We start from the raw sequence: 22,955 nt of genomic DNA, 5'->3' as shown, positions 1-22,955 counted from the left end.
GGCGATGCGCCGGATCGGCGTCGTTAACGGCGCGAACGATGCGTTAAGATTTGGTGAAGCCGGGGGCAGGGGGCGCTGCCCCCGTCGCCGCATGGCGGCGACTCGCCCGAGGTATTTGGCCCGAAAAGACGAGCTGCGCCTAGCGCCAGAAGGCGACCCATTCGACAAGGGCGACGAATTTCCGGGCGATCAGAAGGGCGGTCTGGCCATCTGCCCAGTACATGTCGGCGATCAGCCCGCCGAAGATCAAAAGTACCAGGGCAACCGAGATCGGATTGGTCATGGGGCGCGCCTTCTCGCAAATCCTCGCCCTTGGTATGCCCGAGCGGCATGAGACGCGCAAGCGGCGCGGGGGAATGTCCCCTGCGTCAAAGACGGCCCATCTTCGCGGCCACATCGGCCATGCGCGCGGAAAAGCCCCATTCGTTGTCATACCATGCCAGCACGCGCACCAGCCGCCCGCCCAGAACCTTGGTCTGATCGGCGGCGAAGGTGGCGCTTTCGGTGGTGTGGTTGAAATCGACCGACACCAGCGGCTCCTCGGTATAACCGAGGATGCCCCGGAGCCGGCCGGCGGCGGCCTGCGCCATCGCGGTGTTCACGGCCTCTGCGCTTACCTCGCGGCCGGCCACGAAGGTCAGGTCCACGGCGGAAACATTGGGCGTGGGCACGCGCACGGCGGAGCCGTCGAGCTTGCCCTTCAGTTCCGGCATCACCTCGCCCAAGGCCCGTGCGGCGCCGGTCGAGGTCGGGATCATCGACATGGCGGCGGCGCGGGCGCGGTAGAGATCCTTGTGCCGGCGGTCGTGGGTCGGCTGATCGCCGGTATAGGCGTGGATCGTGGTCATGATGCCCGACTCGATGCCAAAGGCGTCATGTAGCACGCGGGCCACCGGCGCGAGGCAGTTGGTGGTGCACGAGCCGTTGGAGATCATCGTGTCACCGGCGGTGAGCGCGCCATCGTTCACGCCGAACACGATGGTGCGGTCCACGTTTTTCGCGGGCGCGGAGATCAGCACCTTTTTCGCGCCCTGATCCAGATGCGCGCGCGCCTTGTCGCCGTCGTTGAACTTGCCCGTGCATTCGAGCACCACATCGACGCCGGACCAGTCCAGTTCCGACAACTCGTAGGTGGAGAAGACCTGCATTTCGCCCTGTCCGAGATCCATCGTGCCGTCGCCTGTCGTCACCTCTCCGCGAAAGCGGCCGTGCACGGAATCGTAGCGCAGCAGATGCGCGGCGGTGTCCAGCGGGCCGGTGGCGTTGATCTTGACGACCTTCACATCGTCGCGCGCGGCCTCGGCGATGTGCAGCAGGGTGCAGCGGCCGATGCGGCCAAACCCGTTGATCCCGACGGTGACGGTCATGGCATATCCTTTTGTGGCGAATTCGCGCGGGGTATAGACGCGATACGCGTGGGGGGGAAGGCCGATTGCCGCCGCCCCGCGCGGTGTTAGCGATAAATGTGACGCGGGTGCCGCATGTTCCGCCCCTGTCCGCCGCGCGGGATCAAGGCCGAAGGCCGCCGCGCATCGACGGGCCGCCCCCCGGCACGGCGATGCGCGGCTCGGGCGTCTTGTCCGCGCCGGGCGGTCCGGTCAGCCCGAGATCGACGAGAAGGCGTCGAGCGCGCGTTGCCGCGAGCCGCGCAGATCGACGATCGGGGCGGGGTAGCTCTCTCCCAGCCGCACGCCCGCCTCCCGCAGCACGGGGGCGGGCGCCTCCCATGGGGCGAAGAGGTGCTTGTCGGGCAGCTCCGCCAGTTCGGGCACGAAGCGGCGGGTGTAGGCGCCCGCGGCATCGAATTTTCGCCCCTGCGTGACCGGGTTGAAAATGCGGAAATAGGGCGCTGCGTCGGCGCCGCTTCCGGCGATCCATTGCCATGAGGCGCTGTTGTTGGCCAGATCGGCATCAAGCAGCGTGTCCCAGAACCACCGCTCTCCGTGGTGCCAGTGCAGCAGGAGGTTCTTGACCAGAAAAGAGCCGGTGATCATGCGCACCCGGTTGTGCATGTAGCCGGTCTGCCACAGCTCTCTCATCCCGGCATCGACGATCGGAACGCCGGTGCGCCCCTGTTGCCATGCGGCGAGCGCGGCGGCGTCCTCGCGCCAAGGGAAGGCGTCGAATTTGCCTTGCAGGTTTCGCCCCGGCAAATCGGGGTTGTGATAGAGCAGGTGGTGCGAGAATTCGCGCCAGCCCAGTTCGGACTGGAAGTGATCGGTATTGGCGCCCATCGCGCGGTTGCCCGCGGCGTGCCATGCCTGATGGGGGGAGATCTCTCCGAAGTGCAGGTGCGGCGAGAGGCGCGAGACATAGGGCTTCGCCGGAAAGTCGCGCCCCGTCTTGTAGTGGGCGAGGCCGGTGTCCAGAAACGCCTCAAGCCGCGAGAGGGCGCCCGCCTCTCCGGGGGTCCAGCCGTCCAGAACGGCGCGGTCCCAGCGGGGGCGGGGCCGCAGGGCGAGATCGCCCAGTGTGGTGTCGTTCGGCACGTCGGCGAAGGTGATCGTCGGCACGGACAGCGGCGCGCGGGGCGCACCGGCGGCGCGGCAGCCCTTGCGGAAGAAGGGGGTGAAGACGCGGTAGGGGGTGCCGTCGGGCTTGGCCACCTCCATCGGCTCCCACAGCAAGGCGCCGGGGTGGCTTCGCACCGTGAGGCCTTGCGCACGCAGCGTCGATTTGAGGCGGCTGTCGCGGGCGGTGCGCCAAGGCTCATAGGCGCGGGTCCATGTGACGCCCTGCGCGCCGAGATCGCGGGCCAGCCGGGGCAGGAGGGTTTCGGGATCGCCCGCGAAAACCTGAAGGCGCCCGCCAAGGCTTGCGTTCAGCGCGGTGAGCGAGCGGTGCAGCCATGCGCGGCTGGCCCCGCCCATCGCCCAGTCGCCGGGGTGGATGTCGTCGAGGATATAGACCGGCACCACCGGGCCGGATGTTGCGGCGTCGGTGAGCGCGGGGTTGTCGGCACGGCGCAGATCCTGCCGGAACCAGTGGATCACGGGGGCGTCGGTCATGGGGCCATCCTAATTGCTGCGACCCATGATGCGAAAGTAGATCGCGTCGGGCAGGATGGAAAATATCCGGAACAGCCATGCGAAGGGGCGCGGGAAGCTGGTGGAAAAGCGCCGCCCCGTCATCGCGCGCAGGACGTGATCGGCGGCGGCCTCGGGGGTCATGATCTGCGGCATGGCAAAGTCGTTCTTGTCGGTCAGGCGGGTGCGGATGAAGCCGGGATTGGCAAGGCGCACCGAAACCCCCGTGCCCGCCAGATCCACATGCAGGTTCTCGGCCAGATGCATCAGGGCCGATTTGCTCGCCCCGTAGCCGATGGCGCCGGGCAGGCCGCGAAACCCCGCGAGCGAGCCGACAAGCGTGATGCGCCCCGCGCCGCGCGCCACGAAATAGGGCAGCACATGGCCCAGCACGCGCAGCGCCCCGGTGAAATTCGTGTCGGCCATGCGCAGCACCGAGGGCGCGTCCCACTCCTGCGCGCGCATCGGATCGTAGGTGCCCGCGTTGTAGACGACCTGGTCGATGAGGCCGGTTCTCTCCCACGCGGCGGCGAGGCTGGCATCGTCGGTCACGTCGAGCGGCAGGGCCCGCGCGCCGGGCAGTTCGGCAGCCAGCGCATCGAGCTTTTCGGCCCCGCGCGCCGACAGGATCAGACGCGCGCCGCGCCTGTGCAGCTTGCGCGCCAGCGCCGCGCCCAGCCCCTCGCTCGCGCCGATGATCCAGATGGTCTGCCCGCCCGGCGTCATGGCGCGGGCCGCAGCGTGGCGACAAGCTCCGCCACCTTGATGCCGAATTTGCGCATTTGGGATCGGTTCATGATCACCCCGTTTTCAGTGAGATACAGCCAGTCGGTGACGGAGAGCACATGGCCCCCCGACTCCGCCGGCAGCCGGATGCGGTAGTGCATGCGGATCGTCGCGCCCGAGACCTGCCCGGTGCCGGTGCCGATGACATCGGGCGCGGTGGCGGTGAAGCGCCCCTCCTCGCCCGGTGTCAGGGTCCATTCGCGGGCCTGCGTGGTGCCGGTGGAATAGGTGAAATCCTCGGTCAGCGTTCCGGTCGCGCCGTTCCATGAGCCGTGCATCTTCGCGGTGAACCGCGAGGCGACGCGCCCGGTGGGGCCGTAGATCATCCCCTCCGACAGGATCGGGCCGTTCAGGTGGGTGCGCAGATCGAAGACGGGCGTGGTGCCAGCATAATCGCGCGGATGCTGCGCGGCAAAGCCGAGGGTCTGGCGCTTGACCACATAGGCCAGCGCCAGAAGAACGAGAAGGATCAGGACGGGTTTCATGCGGGGGCCTTTGCGGGGTGGGGCAGCCGGACGATCATCGCCAGCGCCACGAGTTTGAGAAGACAGGGCAGAACGGCATACCCCCATGTGAGCGCGGCGGGCGCGGGCGCACCGGCACCGGTGGTGGTTCCGGTGCCCAGCCCCAGAAAGACCAGAGATCCGGCGGCCAGCGCCAGCGACAGTTTCTGCGCCAGCGACCACAAGCCGAAGCCCGCGCCCGCGCCGCCGCGCCCCATCAACCCGGCGAAGAGCGCCGGAAGGATGACGAAATCGGCCCCCAGCGCCAGACCGCTGGCCGCCGAGATGAGCGCGAAGGCCGCCCCGTCGCCGGGGCCGAGCGTGGCCACCCAAGCGAAGCTGACGATGGCCAGCGTCATGGAGCCGAAGAGCACGCGGCGCGGGCCGAACCGTTCCCCCAGCCGGGCCCAGAGCGGGGCGGACAGGCCGGCGGCGGCAAAGAAGACCAGCAGGAACAGCCCGGCCATGTCGGGCATGTCGAGCCGGTATTCCACGAAAAGCAGGAACAGCGTGGAGGTCAGCCCAAGGGGCAGCGCATTGATCAGCGCCAGCCCCAGAAGCCGCCGTGCGGGCGCGCCAAGGGCCGGGCGCAGCGCGCCGGGGCGCCCGCGCTGCCAGATCGGGCGCACGACGGGCAGCGCCACAAGGCAGATCGCCGCCAGCAGCAGGCCATAGCCGCCGTATTGCACCTGCGGGCCCCAAAGCGCGCTGATGGCGGCGGGGGCGAGCGTGGCCAGAAGGATGCCCGCCAGAAGCCCCGCCTCGCGCCATGCGGCGACACCGAAATGCCCGCCCATGTCCTCGGCCCATGTCACGCCCTGCGCGTAGAACAGGATCATGCCGAGCGAAAAGCCGGTGAAGATCACGATCAGCGTCGCGATCATCCACACAAGCGGCGGCAGGGGCGGGGCGGCAAGGACCGGCAGCCCGAACAGCAGCGCAAAGCCAAGCGCCATCGTGCCAAGCGCCAGCGCGGCGAGATGCGGCTGATGATCGGGGGCGGCATCGACCAGCCGGCCCAGAAGCGGGTCTTGCACGAAATCCACCGCGCGCAGCGCCAGCAGGGTCAGGCCGATCACCTCGAAGCCCAGCCCAAGCTCGCGATGGGCGAAAAGCGGCAGGTGGATATAAAGCGGGATGCCCGCCGCCGAGAGAACCGCCGCGAAAAGGAAGATGCGCCAGCCCATTCAGCCCTCGCCCCGCAGGCGGGCGGTCTGTTCGGGATCGCGGCTCTGCTCTGACAGCCAGATGCCGAGAAAGCGCCGCGCGGCGCCGGGATGCTCCACGATGCAGGGGGCGGCGTCGCCCCGGCGCAGCGTCACGCGGTCGCGCGCCTCCGCGCGGGCGATGATCCGGTCGCCGCGCGCCACATCGGTGAAACATGCGTCCAGCTTGGTCACGAGCGCCGCCTGATCGGCGCGGGGGCCTTCGATCCGGCGCAGTTCCTGCGCGGTGGCGCGGGTGAGCTGGCGGGTTGAGAAGCCGCGATGATAGGTCAGGCGCAGCGCGAAGGGCGCCTGCCATGAAAACGCCGCGCCGCCCCGGGTGAACAGTTCGGCCTTGTAGAGCGGAATACCAAGCGCGCGCACCGTGGCCGCCCCGCGCGGGGCCAGCGGCTCCGCCGCCGCCGTGGCCGGCAGGGCGATGAGCATGCAAAGCGTGCAAAGGGCAAGGCGGGTCATGAGCTGATCTCCTCTGCCGGGGGGGCGGGGCGACGGCGAAACCGCGCGCCCTTGGCCCAGAGTTTGAGCGCCTGCCAGAGGATGAGCGCGACCACGCGCCCCGAGCCCATGGGCCGCCGCAGCGCCGCCCCCAGCAGTGAGCGCGGGGTCGCGGGCCGCCGCGCGCCGTTCAGCGTGGCCAGAACGCCGCCCGCGCCATCCTCCAGCGCGATGCGGATGGCAATGCGCCGGTCCGTGACGCGGAAATGAAAGCGGTAGGTGCCGCGCGTGTCCTGAAACGGCGAGACGTGAAAGATCTTGGTCGCGGTGATCTCGTCGCGCGGGCGGATGGGGGCGAAACCGGGGCGCGCGCAGAAGTACGAGTGCCTGTCGCCCATGGTGTTGTTCACCTCCGCGATCACGGCATTGAGCGCGCCCGCGTGCCAGATGAGCCAGAAGCTGACGGGGTTGAAATGCAGGCCGAGAAAGCTTGGTTGCGTGAGCAGTTCGATGCGCGCCTCTTCCGGGTCGGGGTGGCCGTGGGCGGCAAGCTGCCGGCGCACCCATGCCGCGCCCTCGCCCGCGCCGCGCGCGCCGCCATGGTGGCGGTCATGCACGGCCCAGAGGTTGAAGCGGTTGTGCGACAGCAGCGCCGGCAGGCGGGGCGCCTCCGGCTCCAGCAGGACGAAATCCACGCCGTAGGAAAAGGCGTTGGCGATCGCCCCGCGCCGCCCGTGCCATGTCCGCCCCCGGATATGTTCGGCCCCTGCGGTCATTCGGCCGCCTGCATAACGGGATGCGTGGCGGCCATCGCCTCGGCGATGCTGACCGCGCTGGCAAAGCCATCCTCGTGAAAGCCGTGCCGCGTATAGGCGCCCGCGAACCATGTGCGGTTGTCGCCCTGCATCGCGGCAAGCCGCCCCTGCGCGGCGATGGCGGCATGGTCGAACACCGGGTGGCGGAAGGTGGTCTGATCGTAGATCAGGTGATCGGGCACCGGGTCGATCGGGTTGAGGGTGACGAAATGCGGATCGTCCTCGGGGATGTTCTGAAGCCGGTTCATCCAGTAGGTCACGCCGATCGCGCTTTGAGGGCGGGAGTGGTCGGCGCGGTAGACCCAGCTTGACCAGCAGGCGCGGCGGCGCGGCATCTGGTTCGGGTCGCGGTGCAGGATCGCCTGATTGTCCTGATAGCGCAGATCGCCGAGCACCGATTCCTCGCGTGCAGTGGGCCGGTCCAGCAGGCGCAGCGCGTCGTCGGAATGAGTGGCCATGATCACCTCGTCGGCCTCGATGGCGGGCTGGCCCTGCAGGTGGACCGTCACGCCATCCGCGCGCCGCTCCACCCCGCGCACCGGGCTTGCGGTGCGGATGTCCGCGCCCAGCAGGCGCAGGCGCGCCTCCAGCCGCCGGACATATTCGACCGAGCCGCCCGAGACGGTCCACCACTGATGCTGATCGGACCAGCCCAGCAGGGCATGGTTGCGGAAGAACTGCACCAGAGAGCGGGCGGGAAAGTCAAGGATGCCGTCCGGCGGGGTGGACCAGATCGCGCCGCAGATCGGCAGCAGGTAATAGTTGCGGAACCACGCCCCGAGCGACAGGTTGTCGAGCAGGTCGCCGATGGTCAGCGCCGGATCGTCCGACGCGGCCACCGCCCGCGTGTTGAACCGCAGGATGTCGCGCAGCAGCCCGTAGAACTGCGGGCGCGCGATGTTGCGCCTCTGGCCCATCACCGCGTTGAGCGAAAACAGCGCGTATTCGACGCGCCCGTTGTCGATGGAGGCGCCGAAGCTCATGTTGCTTGTCTCCACCGGCACCTGAAGATCGTCGAACATCGCCGTCAGATGCGGGTAGGTGGGATAGTTGAACACGATGAAGCCGGTGTCCACGGGCTGATCGCCGCGCTTTCCGGCCATGACGGTGCGCGCGTGCCCGCCAAGGCGCGGCGCGGCCTCGATCAGGGTGACACGGTGGTGGGGCGCCAGCAGATAGGCGGCGGCAAGACCGGAGATCCCCGCGCCGACAATGGCGATGTGACGGGGGCGGACCGGCGCGGCATCGAATGACATAGGGCTTTGTTCCTCTGGTTGGGTCTGTGGGGTTACGGGCCGTGGAAAAAATCGGATCACAAATTGATCCGGTTGACGGGACGGGCCGTAAAAGGGGTATGTTGCAGTTCGTGGAATCCCGGCCCGGCATCATGCAGGGCCACCGGCAGGCCGCGCGTCCTCGCGCGGCGGAAGAGGCCAGTGAGGCATTGAACAAGTTGCAGCATGCACCGGAAACAGAGTTGCTGATCGCAGTTCGCGACCGGCGCGACAAGCAGGCATTCGCACAATTGTTCGATATTTACGCACCGAAACTCAAGGCCATGGTGATGCGCTCGGGCACCCCGGCGGCGCAGGCCGAGGATATCGTGCAGGACGCGATGCTTTCGGTCTGGCGCAAGGCGGCGCAGTTCGACGCCCACCGCTCGCAGGCGTCGGGCTGGATCTACCGGATCGCGCGCAACCGGATGATCGACATCGCTCGGCGCGATTATCGCCCGCTGCCCGAGGAGCTGAAGATCGACGAGCCGCCCGCCGAGCAGCCGGCGGAGATCATGGCCATGGACCAGGAGGCGGCGCGCCTGCGCGCGGCGCTGGATACCCTGCCGCAGTCGCAGCGCGAGATGATCGAGAAAGCCTACCTCGGTGAGTTGAGCCACAAGGAGATCACCGAGACGACCGGCCTTCCGCTTGGCACGATCAAATCGCGTATCCGCCTCGGGCTTGAACGGCTCAGGCACGAATTGAAAGACCTCAGACAGTCATGACAGCCCCGCAGCATCATATCCCCGAGCCGATGATGGCGGCCTATGTGGCCGGAAATCTGCCGCAGCCGTTTGCCGTGGTGGTGGCGACGCATATCTCCATGTGTGACGAGTGCCGCGCGCGCCATGAGACGCATCTGGCGCTGGGCGGCGCGGTGCTGGAGTCGCTGGAGGACGCGCCGGTGTCGGACGCCATGCGCGCGGGGCTATTCGCCATGCTCGACGAGCCCGCGCCCGAAGAGCCGGCCGCCCCGAAGCCGCGCGGCATCTATCCCGCGCCGCTGGCGGACATGGTGCCGGGGGACGGGCCGCGCTGGCGCTCCATCGGGATGGGCGCGCGGCAGTCGATCCTGTGGCGCGGCAAGGAGGGCAGCCTGCGCCTTCTCTATATTCCCGCCGGTCAGGCGGTGCCCGATCACAGCCACAACGGGCTGGAATTGACACTGGTGCTTCAGGGCAGTTTCTCGGACGAGGGCGGGCGGTTCGGCGTCGGCGACGTGGAAGTGGCCGACGAGGCGGTGGAGCATACCCCGCTTGCCGGGATCGACTCGCCGTGCATCTGCCTTGCGGCCACCGATGCGCCGCTGCGCTTCAGCGGCATGATCCCGCGCCTGTTGCAGCCGGTGTTCCGCATCTGAGAACGCACCGCGCGGCCGCCCGCGCGGCGGAGCCGCCGGCGGGAGTGTCTGGACAAGGATGATGGGCTGGACCTGCCAGAGATGCGGGCGCTCACAACGCCGGATCCGCCTCGTGGGGCCATTGCGCGCGCAGGGCCGCGTTGGCCTGTCGCCAGTGCCGGGAAAGGGATTCGGCAAGGGTGCGGGGATCGGCGAGGCGGTTCTGCCGCGTCATGCTCTCGGTGTGTTCAAGTTGCCGGTGCAGTCCGCGCAGCCCCAGAACCGCCGCCGATCCGGCAAGCCGGTGGGTTTCATCGCGGCAGGGCGCGTTACCGGCCCCCAGCCCGCTCAGATAGCCTTCGAATTCCTGTGTGAATCGCCGCAGGTGGCGCAGCGTGTGGTCGGGGCCGAGCGTGTCGAGCATGTCGCCGAACACCCCGGTATCGAGCACCTGATCCTGCGGGTCGGGGCGCACCGTGTCCGCGGCTGGCCCATCGCTGGCGCCGGTGAGGCGCCGGACGATGCCGCGAAGCTGCGCCGTATCGAAGGGTTTGACGAGGATCTCGTCGATCCCGGCCTCGCGGATGCGGGCGCGGTCGCCGGGCAGGGCGTGGGCGGTCAGCGCGACCACCGGCACATCGCGGCAGGCGCCCTGCGCACGCAGCGCGCGGGTCGCCTCCAGCCCGTCCAGCCCGGGCATGGAAATATCCATGAAGATCAGGTCATACCGCTGCGCGCCGGCCAGCGCCACACCGCGCGCGCCATCGGTGGCCTCGGTCACGCGGTGCCCGGCCTTGCGCAGCATCCTGTGCACCACGAGGCGGTTGATCTCGTTGTCCTCCACCACGAGGATGTCGAACCCGGCGGGCGCGCCCGTGGCCTCCGGCCCGGCCGCCGGGGCGGCCCCGGGCGGCGGCACGGCGGGCAGGGGCAGGTCCATCCAGAAGCGGCTGCCCTCGCCGGGATGGCTTTCGGCGGCGATCCGTCCGCCCATCGACTGCACCAGCCGCCGCGTGATGCCAAGGCCGAGCCCGGTGCCCGTGCTTTCGCGGTCATAGGCGGTATCGAGGGTCACGAAATCCTCGAAGATGCACTCAAGGCTGTCGGGCGGAATCCCGATCCCGGTGTCGGCCACGCTGAAGCGCAGGTGCCCCCCGGGGCCCACGATCTGCGCCGCGAGGGTGATCTCGCCGTTGCGGGTGAACTTGATGGCATTGCCGATCAGGTTGAGAAGCGCCTTCTGAAGCCGCCATGGATCGCCCTGCACCCAGCCGACCGTCCCATCCGGGCAGGCGCTGAGTGTCAGGCGGTTGCCCGCGGCCTGCGCGGTGGCTTGCTGACTGTCGATCAGCCGCACCAGCAGCGGGCGCAATTCAAAGGTGGTCCGCGTGCCGGGGCTTTCCTCTGCGTCGAGCCGGGACAGGTCGAGCACATCGCTGACATGATGGGCCAGAAGATCGCCGGAAATCTGCATCGCATCGGTCAGGCGCTCTTGCTCGGGTGTCAGCCCGGTGTCGCGCAGCAGCCCGATGGTGCCGAGAATACCGTTGAGCGGCGTGCGGATTTCATGGCTCATGACCGCCAGAAGATTGGCCTTCGCGCGCTCTTCGCTTCGGGCGTCGTCCCGCGCCTTGCGAAGCGCCGCTTCGGTGGCCTTGCGCTCTGATATGTCGCGGACATAGGCCACGTGGATCGGCCCGTCCGCGCCCGTGGCGGCACAGACCGAAATCTCCACCGGGAAATCGCGCCCCGATCTGTGCCGCGCGGTCAGCGACAGGCGCCCGTGCGTGTCGGCGGAAAAGGCCGCGCCGCCGATACGCCGGTCCGCCCCGCCGGACGCTGACGCGGGATCATCGGACGGGGGGGCGAGGATCGACACATCGCGGTTCAGCACTTCGGCGCGGGTGTAGCCGAACAGCGCCTCCGCCGCGCCGTCGTAGTCGATGATCCGGCCCTTGCGGTCCACCACGAGGATCGCGTCGAGCGAGGAGAGAACCATCGCCTCCAGCCGCGAGCGGGCGCGCCGGTTCGCCGCCGAGGCGCGCTGCGCCTTTCGGTAAAGCCGCAGCAGCGCGGCCAAAAACGCCAGCAAAAGCGCCACGAGCCCGGTGATCAGCACCGCCAGCATCGTCATCAGCCGCAGGATGCGCAGGCGGCTCTCATCCGCGCGGGCCGCGGAATGTGTCGTGCCCTGCAACGCCAGATCGCGCACCACCGGCGCAAGCGCCCCGGCCTCTGCGGCCAGATCGGGCAGGGCGGCGCGCAGCCCCGCGTCGGGCCGGTCGATCAGCGGCACGGTGTCCGCGAGAAACTGCTCGACCCGGTCGAGCGATGCCCGGAATTGCGGCTGTTGCCGCATCGCCGCGTAGGCGGAGCTTTCGCGCAGGGTGGCAATGCGACTGTAGAAGATGTCATACCGCCGGCGCAGGTCATCCAGCAGGGCCGCGTCATCGGGGCCGGCGCCGGTGAGGAGCGTCTGGCCGAAGCGCATGAATTCCACCTCGGCCTGCGCCAGTGACCAGTATCTGTTGTCCGATTCCGCCGTCTTGAGCGAATGCACCCGGGCCGCCATGTCCCATGCAAGGCTCGCGATGGCGACAAGCAGCACCACGATGACGCCCGCGGCGGCGATCTGTCTGAGTTTATGGCCGCGCCGCATCGCGCATCCCCCGTCCGCTGCCGGGCCCGCTGCCGGTCAGGCGGGCAGATTAATCCACGAAGTCGAGACGGTCCAGTTGCCAGATGCTGCGCGAATAGACCACCTCCGTCTGATAGCGCGTGTCGGAATCGTAGGGGTAGATGATCCAGAGCGGCCCCTTGTCGCGCAGGCTCATGGTCTTGCCGTTCCGCAGGTAGGCGACGATCGGCCCGTCCGGCGTGGCATCGGCCATCGGAATGGTGACGGAATAGTCATTGACCGCAGAGGCCCTGACCGCCCGGCCCGTCGCGCCCATCTCTTGCGCCAGAACGTCGAGGCCCACGCCGTCGAAGCGCTGAACGCCCTCGGACCAGATGGTCGTGGTCTCCACGCGCCGGGTGGGCAGGGCGCGCAGGGCCTCAAGGTCGAATGTCACCGGGAGGTCCGTGTCCGGTGGGTCGATCTGGCCCGTCACCGTCAGAATGGGGGCACCTTCGGCCCCATCGGCGTGCAGCGGAGCGCCCTGAACAAGGATGGCCCCGACAAGGGGGGCATAAAGCAGGCGGCGGAAGGTCCGGTCCGGTGTCGTCAGCATCTCTCATCCTCTCGTCCCCAGGCGCGGCCGGTCGCCCTCGGGGGGCATCCGGCGGCCGGTGGCGCCTAGGTCTAACCGCCCGCCGTTTCGGATGCCAAGCGAAACCTTGCCGGGATGCGGCAAAAGCGCCCTCGCCAAGCGTGAACCTCTCCGATAAGGTGCGCGGTACATTGTTGCCGGAGCATTACCCAATCGACATGCGCATTTTACTTGCGGACGATCACGAATTGGTGCGCGATACGCTGTCCGCCTATCTGGCGGCGGAGGATTTCGCAGAGGTGTGCCATGCCGGCACGCTCGCTGGGGCAATGCACCTTCTGTCCGAGGAGGGGCCTTTCGATCTGGTGCTTCTGGACTACAACATGCCGGGGATGAGCGGGCTGCACGGGCTTGCGGAGATCCTGCGTGCCCATCCGGGCGTTCCGGTGGCCATCCTGTCCGGCACCGCGGCCAATTCGGTGGCCCAGGACGCGGTGAACGCCGGGGCGGCGGGGTTTCTGCCCAAGTCGATGGGCGCGCGCAGCCTGATCAACGCGGTGCGCTTCATGGCCTCGGGGGAGATTTTCGTGCCGCCCGCGCTGATGCACGCGGCCGCGGCCGAACAGAACCCCGCCGCCGCGCAGCTTTCGCGGCGCGAGACAGAGGTGCTTTCGGGCCTGTGCCGGGGGATGTCCAACAAGGAAATCGCGCTTGAGCTTGATCTTCAGGAGGTCACGATCAAGCTGCATGTGCGCACGCTGTGCCGCAAGCTTGGTGCGCGCAACCGCACGCAGGCCGCGCTGAGCGCGCGGGACGCCGGCCTGTTCTGATCCGCTCTCTGCGGGCCGGGCCGATCCGTTTTTATGCCGCTCTCGGGCGCGGGAAAAAATCCCTCTGTTTTCAGGAAAGAAGGATCATCGTTTCCGCCTGTTTCCGGCCTCGCCGCAAGCGCTGGAACCCGCGCGGCAAATGGGCTATAGCGCCGCGGTACCGCTGATCTGGAGGAGATCGCCTTGCTTGATGTGACCACGATGCGGGCGTCGCTGCACGATGCCTATGATCTGGCCCCCTCGATTGACCTGGCCGAGTCCATGTCCGACATCTACGCGCGGATGGACCGCGTTGTGCCGCCGTCCGACTGGGCCATTCATGCGCCCTATGTCGCCGCGATCAACGCGCTCAAGCAAGAGCGCAGCGCGGTGATCCTCGGACACAACTACATGACGCCCGAGATTTATCACGGGGTGGCCGACGTGGTGGGCGACAGCCTGCAACTGGCGATCGAGGCGACGCGCGTGCAGGGCGATGTGATCGTGCAATGCGGCGTGCATTTCATGGCCGAAACCTCCAAGATCCTGAATCCGTCGAAGACCGTCCTGATCCCCGATATGCAGGCCGGCTGCTCTCTGGCGGAATCGATCACCGCCGAAGGCGTGGCCGAGATGCGCGCGAAATACCCCGGCGCGCCGGTCGTGTCCTATGTCAACACCACCGCGGAGGTGAAGGCGGCCTCCGACATCTGCTGCACCTCGGCCAACGCGCTTGCGATCGTCGAGGCGCAGGACAGCGACATGGTGATCATGACACCCGACAAATACCTCGCGCAGAATGTCGCCAATCAATCCTCCAAGACCGTCGTGTACTGGGACGGATCGTGCATCGTGCATGAGCTTTACACCGCCGAGGATCTGCGCGCCTACCGCGAATATCACCCCGACGTGGCGATCATCGCGCACCCCGAATGCACCCCCGAAGTTGTGGCCGAGGCCGACTACACCGGCTCCACCCGCGGGATCGTGGACTGGGTGCACAAGCATCACCCCAAGGAGGCGATGCTCGTCACCGAATGCTCGATGGCCTCCAACATCGCCGACGAGCTGCCGGAGGTGGAGTTCGCCAAGCCGTGCAACATGTGCCCCTACATGAAGAAGATCACGCTGGAGAAAATCCTCTGGTCGCTTCACACCATGTCCGAAGAGGTCATCGTTGCGCCGCAGGTGGCCGAAAAGGCCCGCAGTGCCGTGCAGCGCATGATCGACCTGTCGCGTTGACCCGGCCACGGACCGTGCGCCGCCATTCGGCGCGGGCCGGGTGCGTCACGCGACCCGCATTGTGAAAGAGGTGCCATGGCACAGCCCGTTCCCCCCGTTCCCGACCTGATCCTTGAGCCGATGGTGCGCGCCGCACTGACCGAGGATCTGGGCCAGTATGGCGATGTCACCACCCGCAGCGTGATCCCCGAGGGCACCGCCTATGCCGCGCGGCTCAATGCGCGCGAGGGGGGCGTGGTGTCGGGGATGCAGGTCGCGGCGCTGGCGTTTCGCCTTGTGGACCCGGAATTGCGGATCGACACCCGCCTGCCCGATGGCAGCCCCTGCGGCCCGGGCGATACGCTGATGGAGGTTTCGGGCGCGGCGGCGTCGATCCTCAGCGCGGAGCGCGTGGCGCTTAATTTCGCGGGGCGGCTTTCGGGGGTTGCCACGCTCACCGCCCGTTTCGTGGCCGAAACGCGGGGCACGGCGGCGCGCATCACCTGCACCCGCAAGACGACGCCGGGCCTGCGCATCGCCGAGAAGCAGGCGGTGCTGCATGGCGGCGGGTTCAATCACCGCTTCAGCCTGTCGGACGCGATCCTGATCAAGGACAACCATATCGCCGCAGCGGGCGGCGTACGCGCGGTGCTAGAGGCGGCGAAGGCCCACGCCAGCCACATGATGCGGGTGGAGATCGAGGTGGACCGCCTCGATCAACTCGCGCAGGTGATGGAGGTGGGCGGCGCCGATGTCGTGCTGCTCGACAACATGGACAGCGACACGCTGCGCCGCGCGGTGCAGATGGCGCGCGGCCATCTCGTGACCGAGGCCTCGGGCAACATGGCGCTGGAGCGTATCGCGGAGGTCGCCGCGACGGGGGTCGATTACATCTCTGTCGGGGCGCTGACCCATTCGGCGCGCACGCTCGATCTGGGACTGGATTTCTAGGGCGCGCCCCTCAACGGCGTGACGTCCCCGCCCCGAACAGATCGGGGGCGATCTGCGCGCGCCCCTTCACCGCAACGCCCGCCCTGTTAAAAGCGCCCCGAGGGGCCCGCCCACGAAAATCGGCACCGACGTAATACCGACAAAATACCGACGTTTTACCGAAAGCGGTTTTTTAGCGATTTCAGGGCGTTAACCCTGATTCGCCCAAATCAGTCTAGCGCGCCGCCACGACGATGAATTCCACCTTGTAGTCCGGCGTGGCGAGCCTGGCCTCCCCGCAGGCCCGCGTCGGCGCGTGACCCTCGGGCACCCAGGCATCCCAGACCGCGTTCATCTCTTCGAAATCGGCCATGTCGGCCAGCCAGATGGTGCATTGCAGAAGCCGGGTCTTGTCACTGCCCGCCTCGGCGAGAAGGATCTCGATCTTGTCAAGGCAATCGCGGGTCTGTTGCGCCACGCTTTCGCCCGCCGTGCCGACCTGCCCGGCCAGATAGATCGTGTCGCCGTGGGTGGTGATCTGGCTCATCCGGGTGCCGGTGTGCGCTCTGGTTATCTTACTCATTTCATTGTCCTTTTCACAAAGTTCGGAACCGGACCGGCGCCAGTGCCGCGACGGTTTCGGGGGGAAGATCCGGTGTCTGGCGCAGGCAGAGCGCGGCGGCCAGATCGGCCATCGCCGGGGCCGTCTGCACCCCGTAGCCGCCCTGTCCGGCCAGCCAGAAGAACCCCTCTGCCATGGGGTCGAAGCCCACGACGGGGGTGCGGTCGGGGGCAAAGGTCCGCAGACCAGCCCATGAATGTTCCATGCGTGTGACAGGCACCGTCACCGCCTGCTCATAGCGATAAAGCCCTTCGGCCAGCACCATGTCGTCGGCCCATGCGTCATGCGGCTCCACCGGGTCCTCGTCCGCCGGGCTGACCAGAAGCTTGCCCGCGTCGGGTTTGGCATACCACCGCTCGCTGGCCGAGGCGAAAAGCGGCCAATGCGCGATCTCATACCCCTCCGGCGCGGGCAGCAGGGCCGCCGATCGCCGCATCGGTTGCAGCCCCAAAGGCGGCACCCCCGCGAGCGCCGCCACCTTGTCGGCCCACGCGCCAGCGGCGTTGATCAACACCGGCGCCGTCCATGTCCCGGCCTGTGTTTCGACACGCCATGCCGTTGATTCGTATAATATTTCTTGCACTTCCGCACCTGTGACAATCTCGCCCCCGAGTGCCTTGAGACGCCGGGCAAACGCCTGCAACAGGCGGTCCACGTCGATGTCCTGCGCGTCGCGTTCGATGGCGGCGGCGGCGATTTTCTCGGGCCGCAGGATCGGCACCAGCTCCACGGCCTGCGCGGCGGTCAACCGCTCCAGCCCCGTCGCCCCGGCGGCATATTCCTCCAGCGCGTCAAGCTCATCGTCCTGGGCAATCAGCATCTCGCCGCGCGGACTCAGAAGGCTGCCTTCGGCCATCTCGCCGGGATCTTCGAGAAACGGCGCGGAGGCCGCATTCAGCGCCCGCAGCGTGGCATTGCCGTAATTGCGGATGAAGATCGCGGCCGAGCGCCCGGTGGCGTGGTAGCCGGGCTGGGCCTCGGTTTCGAGAACCACGACACGCGCGTGATCCGCGATGCGCGCGGCGGCGCTGACCCCGGCGATCCCGCCGCCGATGACGATGACATCCGCCGTGCTCATGCCCCCCCCTGAAAGCCATTGAGAACACAGGTCAAATTCTTGCCCAGCGTATCGCTGAGATAGCCGCCCTCCTGCACGAAGAGGACCGGCAGCCCGGTCGCCGCGATGGCCGCGCCGATGCGGGTGAAGCCGTCCTGCGTGACCGCGAGCCCCTGAAACGGGTCGTCGATAGAGGCATCAAGCCCGAGCGCCACAACGAGAACCTCCGCCCCGAAGGCCCGCACCCGCGCCAGCGCTCCCTCCAGCGTCTTGAGGTAGTCAGCGTCATTGGTCCCGCGCGCCAGCGGCAGGTTGAGGTTGTAGCCCAGCCCTCGCCCCTCGCCGCGTTCGTGGGCGTGGCCCCAGAAGAACGGGTAGAAGCGCGCCGGATCGGCGTGGATGGAGACGGTCAGCACGTCGTCCCGATCATAGAAGATGCCCTGCGTGCCGTTGCCGTGATGCACGTCGACATCAAGGATCGCGGGCCGCAACCCCGCCGTGCGGAGCCGTTCGGCGGCGATGCCGGAGTTGTTGAGAAAGCAAAAGCCCCCCGCCAGATCGCCGAAGGCGTGATGCCCCGGCGGGCGCGACAGGGCATAGGCCGCGCGCTCTCCGCCAGCAAGGAGATCGGCGCCGGTGATGGCGCTCTGGGCCGACCAATAGGCCGCTTCCCATGTGCCTCGCGAGATCGGGCAGGCGGTGTCGGCCTGATGAAACCCGGCCTGCCCCACCGCCGATTTGGGATAGCTGTCGGTGCGGCGCGCGGGGTGAATATTGGGGATGACCTCTTCGCCGCCGCCCTCGATCCGGCGCCAACGGGTGTAGATATTCTCAAGGAAAACAAGGTACTCGGCGGAGTGAAGCGCTGCGATCGGGCCAAGCCCGGCATCGCGGGGCGCGTCGAAGGTGCATCCCGCCGCCTCTGCCCCAGACTTGAGAACCTCTATCCGGCGGGGCTGCTCGGGGTTGGGAAGCATCGTCCCGTTGGCCATGAAATGCTTGGGGTCATGGGCCCATTGGCGTTCGTCGAATACCGCTTTCATCATTGTCTCCGTGGGCCGTGATCCGGCCTCGATCAGTGTTGTGTCGTGCCCGCGCGGCGGGTCAGATCGCCGTTCGGTCCGCGCCCTTCAGACCAAGCATGGCGCGCGCTTCGGTCGCGTCCACGACCTCGCGGCCCAGATCCTCGACGATGCGGCGGATCTTGACGACCTGCTCGGCGTTGGTCTTCGCCAGCTGCCCGCGTGCGATCATCAGGCTGTCCTCCAGCCCCACGCGCACATGCCCGCCCATGGCCGCCGACATGGTGACAAGGGGGGTCTGGTGCCGACCGGCGGCCAGAACCGAGAACATGTAATTGTCGCCGAAGAGCTTGTCCGCGATCAGCTTCATATGCATCAGGTTTTCGGGGTCCGGGCCGATCCCGCCCAGCACGCCAAAGACGAACTGAATGAAGAACGGCGGCTTCACAAGCCCCCGGTCCGCGAAATGGCGCAGCATGTAGAGGTGGCTCACGTCATAGCATTCGAACTCGAACCGGGCGCCGCGCTCCACCCCCATTTCGGTCAGGATGCGGGTCATGTCGCGCGGGGTATTCTTGAACACCAGATCGTCGGAATTCTCCAGAAACGGCTTTTCCCAATCGTGTTTCCACTCGGTGATCCGCTCGGCCGCAGGGTAGAGCGCGAAATTCATCGTGCCCATGTTGAGCGAGCACATCTCGGGCTCTGCCCGTTTCGGGGCGGCGAGTCGGTCGTCGAGCGTCATCACCGCGCTGCCGCCGGTCGAGATGTTGAGCACCGCGTCGCTGGCCTGCTTGATGCGGGGCAGGAAGGCCATGAAATGCTCTGGCGCGGCGGAGGGCTGCCCGGTGGCCGGATCGCGTGCATGAAGGTGCAGGATCGCTGCCCCCGCCTCGGCCGCGCCGAGGGCGTGTTCGGTGATTTCATCTGCCGTGACAGGCAGATAGGGCGACATGGACGGCGTGTGGATGGAGCCGGTGATGGCGCAGGTGATCAGGATCTTCGACATGTTACCCTGCCTTGAGTTCCGGCCGGATTTCGGCGGTGAATTGCGCCAGCGAGGCGTCGAGCCCCTCCATGATTTCATCGAGATGGGTGTCGTTCACGATGAGCGGCGGGCAGACGAGGATATGATCGCCCTCGATCCCGTCGCGGGTGCGGCGCGAATAGACGATAAGGCCACGCTCATAGGCGATGCGCACGAAACGGTCATGGGCATTGAGCGCGCGGGGCAGGGGGGCCTTGGTTGTGCGGTCGGCCATGAATTCGAACGCCAGCAAGAGCCCCTTGCCGCGCACGTCCCCGATCAGCTCGTGCCGTTGCATCAGCGCCTGAAGTCGGGCCTTCAGTTTCTCGCCCATCCGAGCGGCATTGGCGCAAAGCCCCTGCGATTCGATTTCTTCGACCACGGCAAGACCGGCGGCGCAGGCGAGCGGGTTGCCGGCATAGGTGAACCCGTGTGCGAACCCCCCGGCATCGAGTACCGGCTCCACCAGTCGTTCATCGGCGATCATCGCCCCAAGCGGCACATAGCCCGCACCGAGCCCCTTGGACATCACCACGATGTCCGGCCTCGCGCCCCAATGCGCGCACCCCAGAAAGGCCCCGGTGCGGCCCGCGCCGGTCATCACCTCATCCATGATGAGCAGGATGCCGTAGTGGTCGCAGATCTCTCTGAGCCGCTCCATATAGCCCGCAGGCGGAACGAGCGCGCCCGTGGAGGCGCCGCCCACTGGCTCCACGATGAAGGCCAGCACGGTTTCGGGGCCTTCCGCTTCGATCTTCGCGGCTAGCATGTCGGCATAGTGGCGCCCGGTTTCGGGGTCGTCCGGGTCCAGCCCGTCGAGATAGGCGCGCGGGGCGGGGATCTTCGGCATCTCGCGCATCATCGGCGCAAAGGGGCGCGACAGCGGATCATAGTCGGTGACCGCCAGCGCCCCGAGTGTGCAGCCGTGATAGGAGGGCGTGCGGCTGATCACCTTCCAGCGGCTGTCCTGCCCGGTGGCCAGCGCGTGCTGGCGGGCGAGCTTCAAGGCGCTTTCGACGGCTTCGGAGCCGCCGGAGACGAAAAACACCTTCGACAGCCCGGCGGGCATGAGCCCGGCCAGTTTCGCCGCCAACCGCTCGGACGCTTCTGTCTCGAAATGCAGGCGGTAGCCGAAGGTGGATTTCTCCATCTGCCGGCGCATGGCGGTGAGCACGTTTTCGTTGGAATGGCCGATATTGCAGACCATCGCCCCGGACGAGCCGTCGAGATAGCGGTTGCCCTCGCGGTCCCACATGTAGACACCGCGCGCCTGCTCCAGGACCGGCTTGCGGCCCCGTCCCTGATAGAAAAGATGGCTCATATCAGCCCTCCGGCAACGCGGCGCAATCCTTCGGGCGGAAAGCCAGTGTCACGCTGTCGCCTTCGGCAAACGGATGGCCGTCGATCATGTTGATCGCCTGAAGCTGCGTGTCTCCGGAGCGCACGAAATAGCGCACGGTCTGACCCTGATAGTCCACGGTTTCCACCGTCGCTTCTGCGGTGTTCGCATCGCCAATGTCGGTGCCGCGCGGGGTCAGCAGAAGCTTTTCCGCCCGCAGGACGAGCTTGACCGGGCCTTCTCCGTCGATCAGCGCGGCCTTGTCGGCGGGCACGGGGACTGTTCCGAAGAGCGGCACATCGAGCGTGACCGTCTCGGCAGTCTTGCCGGTGCAGCGCGCCGAAAGGATGTTGGAGGCGCCAAGGAAATTGGCGACGAACTCCGAAGTGGGCTTGTTGTAGACCTCCTCGGGCGTGCCGACCTGTTCGACCCGGCCCGCACTCATCACCACGATCTGATCGGACAGGGCCAGCGCCTCGGACTGATCATGGGTCACGAAAACGGTGGTCACGCCGATCTGGTCTTGAATGCGTTTAAGCTCCACGCGCATATCCTCGCGCAGGTTGGCGTCGAGTGCCGAGAGCGGCTCATCAAGCAGAAGGACATCGGGGTTGATCACGATGGAACGCGCCAGCGCGATGCGCTGCTGCTGGCCGCCGGAAAGTTCCTTGGGGTAGCGCGCGCCGACATCCGGAAGTTGCACCAGATCAAGCGCGGACTGAACCCGCTCTGTGATTTCGGTTTTCGAAACGTCGCGGTATTTCAGGCCGAAAGCCACGTTTTCGGCCACGGTCTTGTGCGGAAAGAGCGCATAGCTCTGGAACACGATCCCGAGGTTGCGCTTGTGGATCGGCACCTCGTTCACGCGCTTGCCGCCAATCAGGATCTCGCCTTCTGTCGGATCGAGAAGCCCGGCGATCATGCGCAGGTTGGTGGTCTTGCCGCAGCCCGACGGACCGAGCAGCGTGACGAAAGCGCCCTCGGGGATCTCCAGAGAGGTCTTGTGCACCGCGGTAAAGGTGCCGAAGCGCTTGACGATATTCTTGAGGTGAACCGAACTCATGCCGCCTGATCCGTTTGTCTGGGGGCGGCCCCGGATTGATCCGGGACCGCCGTTTCGCCTCAGTAACCGCGCTGCACGCGACCGAATGTCTTGGACCACTCCGCCTCGTTGCCGTTCCAGTATTCGGGATCGGCAAAGGTGAGGCTCTCAAGTGTGCCAGACGGGTCATAGGCCGGAAGCGTCGGGATCTTGTCGCCAAGATCGACCTTGGTGCCGTCGAGCGCGGGCGGGTAATTCTGCCCCTCGGCCACGGCAATGGAGGTTTCCGGCGCCAGCATGAAGTTCAAAAGCTCCTCGCAGGCTTCTACCGGGCTGCCCTTGATCACGAAAAGGCATTCCTGCCAGCCAAAGCTGTTCGGCGGGTCATAGTAGCCGATGTCGTGGCCCTCTTCCTGAAGCGCGGCGATCCGGCCCGACCAGCCTTCGGTCACGTAGATCTCCTCCTCGGCCAGAAGGCTCATCAGTTCCGCACCCGAACCCCAGTATTTCAGGGCAAGGTCACGGTGTTGACGGATGGCATCCCAGACTTCCTCCATGTCCTCGATGTTGTTGGGGTCCTGCCCGGTTTGCAGTGCGCCATACCAGATCCGCGTGCGCCAGTCCGACCAGCCGCCGATCTTGTCCTTGTAGGCCTCGTCGATGAGGATGCTGGCGCCCTTTTCCCTCATCTCCTCGTCGGAGATATACTTGCGGTTATAGGCAAGGCCGGTGGTGCCATAGTCATACGGCACGGCCGAGAGCGCGTCGGGCGTGATCGCGCGATAGGGTTCCATCAGGCGTGCGATCACCAGCTCAACGTTGGGGATATTGTCAAGGTTGAGCGCGGTGGTCAGGTCGAAGTTGTGATAGCGGGCATAATCGAAAACGCCTGACAGATGCGCGATGTTGAACTCGCCCGGCTGGCTGGCGCGCACCTGCGCGAGGTATTCGTCCCCGCCCGAGAAGGTGCCATCGACGACCTCGATGCCGGTTTCCGCGGTGTAGGGATCGAAGGCGTGTTCGCGGAACGCCTCGGACACGACGCCGCCCCAGCCGTCAAAGCGGACCTGCTGCACATCCTGCGCCATGGCGTATTTGGCAAACGGCGTCTGCACGCCATAGGCAAGACCGGCCGCCCCGATCAGGCCGAGAAAGCTGCGCCTGTCGAGGTCGCCGTTCCTGTAACGCTCCCGCAGGCGTTCATAGCGGGTGGTGTTGTCCATCTTTTTCATATCCATCTCCTTGTTGGTTGATTGGTGAAGCGGCT

General features: G+C 67.1%; 23 protein-coding genes. 5 read left to right on the top strand and 18 right to left on the bottom strand.

Going from position 1 to position 22,955, the window contains the following annotated elements:
* Positions 1-139: 139 nt before the first annotated feature.
* The 9 genes from BMW66_RS20265 to BMW66_RS02830 all read right to left on the bottom strand — a co-directional run bounded on the left by BMW66_RS20265 (position 140) and on the right by BMW66_RS02830 (position 8,047).
* The gene (locus BMW66_RS20265; protein WP_175483146.1) at positions 140-283 is read right to left on the bottom strand and encodes a hypothetical protein; all 144 of its coding nucleotides are present in this window, start codon (positions 281-283) and stop codon (positions 140-142) included.
* A gap of 85 nt (positions 284-368) precedes the next feature.
* Entirely contained in the window at positions 369-1,367 is a 999-nt protein-coding gene (gene gap / locus BMW66_RS02865) for a type I glyceraldehyde-3-phosphate dehydrogenase (protein WP_093115191.1), read from the bottom strand.
* A gap of 231 nt (positions 1,368-1,598) precedes the next feature.
* Positions 1,599-3,008 carry a cryptochrome/photolyase family protein gene (locus BMW66_RS02860; RefSeq protein ID WP_093115189.1) on the bottom strand — a complete coding sequence of 470 codons (1,410 nt, stop codon included), beginning with the start codon at positions 3,006-3,008 and terminating at the stop codon, positions 1,599-1,601.
* A gap of 9 nt (positions 3,009-3,017) precedes the next feature.
* Positions 3,018-3,752, bottom strand: coding sequence for an SDR family NAD(P)-dependent oxidoreductase (locus tag BMW66_RS02855; RefSeq protein WP_093115187.1), 735 nt, complete (start codon positions 3,750-3,752; stop codon positions 3,018-3,020).
* Positions 3,749-4,297, bottom strand: a complete 549-nt coding sequence (locus BMW66_RS02850; RefSeq protein WP_093115185.1) for a DUF3833 domain-containing protein — start codon at positions 4,295-4,297, stop codon at positions 3,749-3,751. The genes BMW66_RS02855 and BMW66_RS02850 overlap by 4 nt, the downstream gene beginning before the upstream one ends.
* Positions 4,294-5,502, bottom strand: coding sequence for an MFS transporter (locus BMW66_RS02845; RefSeq protein WP_093115183.1), 1,209 nt, complete (start codon positions 5,500-5,502; stop codon positions 4,294-4,296). The genes BMW66_RS02850 and BMW66_RS02845 overlap by 4 nt, the downstream gene beginning before the upstream one ends.
* The gene (locus tag BMW66_RS02840; protein ID WP_093115181.1) at positions 5,503-5,997 is read right to left on the bottom strand and encodes a hypothetical protein; all 495 of its coding nucleotides are present in this window, start codon (positions 5,995-5,997) and stop codon (positions 5,503-5,505) included.
* The gene (locus BMW66_RS02835) at positions 5,994-6,752 is read right to left on the bottom strand and encodes a DUF1365 domain-containing protein (RefSeq protein WP_093115179.1); all 759 of its coding nucleotides are present in this window, start codon (positions 6,750-6,752) and stop codon (positions 5,994-5,996) included. The genes BMW66_RS02840 and BMW66_RS02835 overlap by 4 nt, the downstream gene beginning before the upstream one ends.
* The gene (locus BMW66_RS02830; protein WP_093115177.1) at positions 6,749-8,047 is read right to left on the bottom strand and encodes an NAD(P)/FAD-dependent oxidoreductase; all 1,299 of its coding nucleotides are present in this window, start codon (positions 8,045-8,047) and stop codon (positions 6,749-6,751) included. The genes BMW66_RS02835 and BMW66_RS02830 overlap by 4 nt, the downstream gene beginning before the upstream one ends.
* 98 nt (positions 8,048-8,145) lie before the next feature.
* On the opposite strand from BMW66_RS02830, the gene BMW66_RS02825 reads away from it, so the two are divergent.
* Positions 8,146-8,793 (top strand): sigma-70 family RNA polymerase sigma factor, encoded by a 648-nt coding sequence (locus tag BMW66_RS02825; RefSeq protein WP_093115175.1) that lies wholly within the window; start codon positions 8,146-8,148, stop codon positions 8,791-8,793.
* Entirely contained in the window at positions 8,790-9,428 is a 639-nt protein-coding gene (locus BMW66_RS02820; RefSeq protein ID WP_093115173.1) for a ChrR family anti-sigma-E factor, read from the top strand. The genes BMW66_RS02825 and BMW66_RS02820 overlap by 4 nt, the downstream gene beginning before the upstream one ends.
* A gap of 91 nt (positions 9,429-9,519) precedes the next feature.
* Here BMW66_RS02820 and BMW66_RS02815 read toward each other — a convergent pair whose 3' ends face one another.
* Both BMW66_RS02815 and BMW66_RS02810 read right to left on the bottom strand, forming a co-directional pair.
* Complete coding sequence (locus BMW66_RS02815; protein WP_093115171.1) at positions 9,520-12,066, bottom strand: hybrid sensor histidine kinase/response regulator; 2,547 nt, start codon at positions 12,064-12,066, stop codon at positions 9,520-9,522.
* Between the two features lie 49 nt (positions 12,067-12,115).
* On the bottom strand, positions 12,116-12,640 hold the full coding sequence (locus tag BMW66_RS02810; RefSeq protein WP_093115169.1) for a putative pterin-binding protein: 525 nt from the start codon (positions 12,638-12,640) through the stop codon (positions 12,116-12,118).
* A gap of 197 nt (positions 12,641-12,837) precedes the next feature.
* Between BMW66_RS02810 and BMW66_RS02805 the strand changes: the two genes are divergently transcribed.
* The 3 genes from BMW66_RS02805 (at position 12,838) to nadC (ending at position 15,600) form a co-directional block, all read left to right on the top strand.
* Positions 12,838-13,449: a response regulator transcription factor gene (locus BMW66_RS02805; RefSeq protein ID WP_093115167.1), complete on the top strand. Its 612-nt coding sequence runs from the start codon at positions 12,838-12,840 to the stop codon at positions 13,447-13,449.
* Between the two features lie 183 nt (positions 13,450-13,632).
* Positions 13,633-14,670: a quinolinate synthase NadA gene (gene nadA / locus BMW66_RS02800; RefSeq protein WP_093115165.1), complete on the top strand. Its 1,038-nt coding sequence runs from the start codon at positions 13,633-13,635 to the stop codon at positions 14,668-14,670.
* 75 nt (positions 14,671-14,745) lie between these two features.
* Positions 14,746-15,600 (top strand): carboxylating nicotinate-nucleotide diphosphorylase, encoded by an 855-nt coding sequence (nadC, locus tag BMW66_RS02795; protein ID WP_093115163.1) that lies wholly within the window; start codon positions 14,746-14,748, stop codon positions 15,598-15,600.
* A gap of 214 nt (positions 15,601-15,814) precedes the next feature.
* Here the strand turns inward: nadC and BMW66_RS02790 are convergent, their stop codons facing one another.
* The 7 genes from BMW66_RS02790 to BMW66_RS02760 all read right to left on the bottom strand — a co-directional run bounded on the left by BMW66_RS02790 (position 15,815) and on the right by BMW66_RS02760 (position 22,911).
* Positions 15,815-16,162, bottom strand: a complete 348-nt coding sequence (locus BMW66_RS02790) for a RidA family protein (protein WP_093115161.1) — start codon at positions 16,160-16,162, stop codon at positions 15,815-15,817.
* Between the two features lie 13 nt (positions 16,163-16,175).
* Entirely contained in the window at positions 16,176-17,279 is a 1,104-nt protein-coding gene (locus BMW66_RS02785) for an NAD(P)/FAD-dependent oxidoreductase (RefSeq protein ID WP_093115159.1), read from the bottom strand.
* Entirely contained in the window at positions 17,276-18,301 is a 1,026-nt protein-coding gene (locus tag BMW66_RS02780) for a histone deacetylase family protein (protein ID WP_093115157.1), read from the bottom strand. The genes BMW66_RS02785 and BMW66_RS02780 overlap by 4 nt, the downstream gene beginning before the upstream one ends.
* A 61-nt stretch (positions 18,302-18,362) precedes the next feature.
* Positions 18,363-19,289 (bottom strand): 3,5-dioxohexanoate:acetyl-CoA acetone transferase, encoded by a 927-nt coding sequence (gene kce / locus BMW66_RS02775; RefSeq protein WP_093115155.1) that lies wholly within the window; start codon positions 19,287-19,289, stop codon positions 18,363-18,365.
* A gap of 1 nt (position 19,290) precedes the next feature.
* Positions 19,291-20,628, bottom strand: a complete 1,338-nt coding sequence (locus BMW66_RS02770) for an aminotransferase family protein (protein WP_093115153.1) — start codon at positions 20,626-20,628, stop codon at positions 19,291-19,293.
* Position 20,629: 1 nt separating this feature from the next.
* Entirely contained in the window at positions 20,630-21,709 is a 1,080-nt protein-coding gene (locus tag BMW66_RS02765; RefSeq protein WP_093115151.1) for an ABC transporter ATP-binding protein, read from the bottom strand.
* Between the two features lie 59 nt (positions 21,710-21,768).
* A complete protein-coding gene (locus BMW66_RS02760) occupies positions 21,769-22,911 on the bottom strand; it encodes an extracellular solute-binding protein (RefSeq protein ID WP_093115411.1) in 1,143 nt (380 codons plus the stop codon).
* Between the last annotated feature and the right edge of the window lie 44 nt (positions 22,912-22,955).

The sequence above is a fragment of the Salinihabitans flavidus genome (genome assembly GCF_900110425.1).
Classification (GTDB): Bacteria; Pseudomonadota; Alphaproteobacteria; order Rhodobacterales; family Rhodobacteraceae; genus Salinihabitans; species Salinihabitans flavidus.
This window is presented reverse-complemented; position numbering and strand designations above follow the sequence as displayed.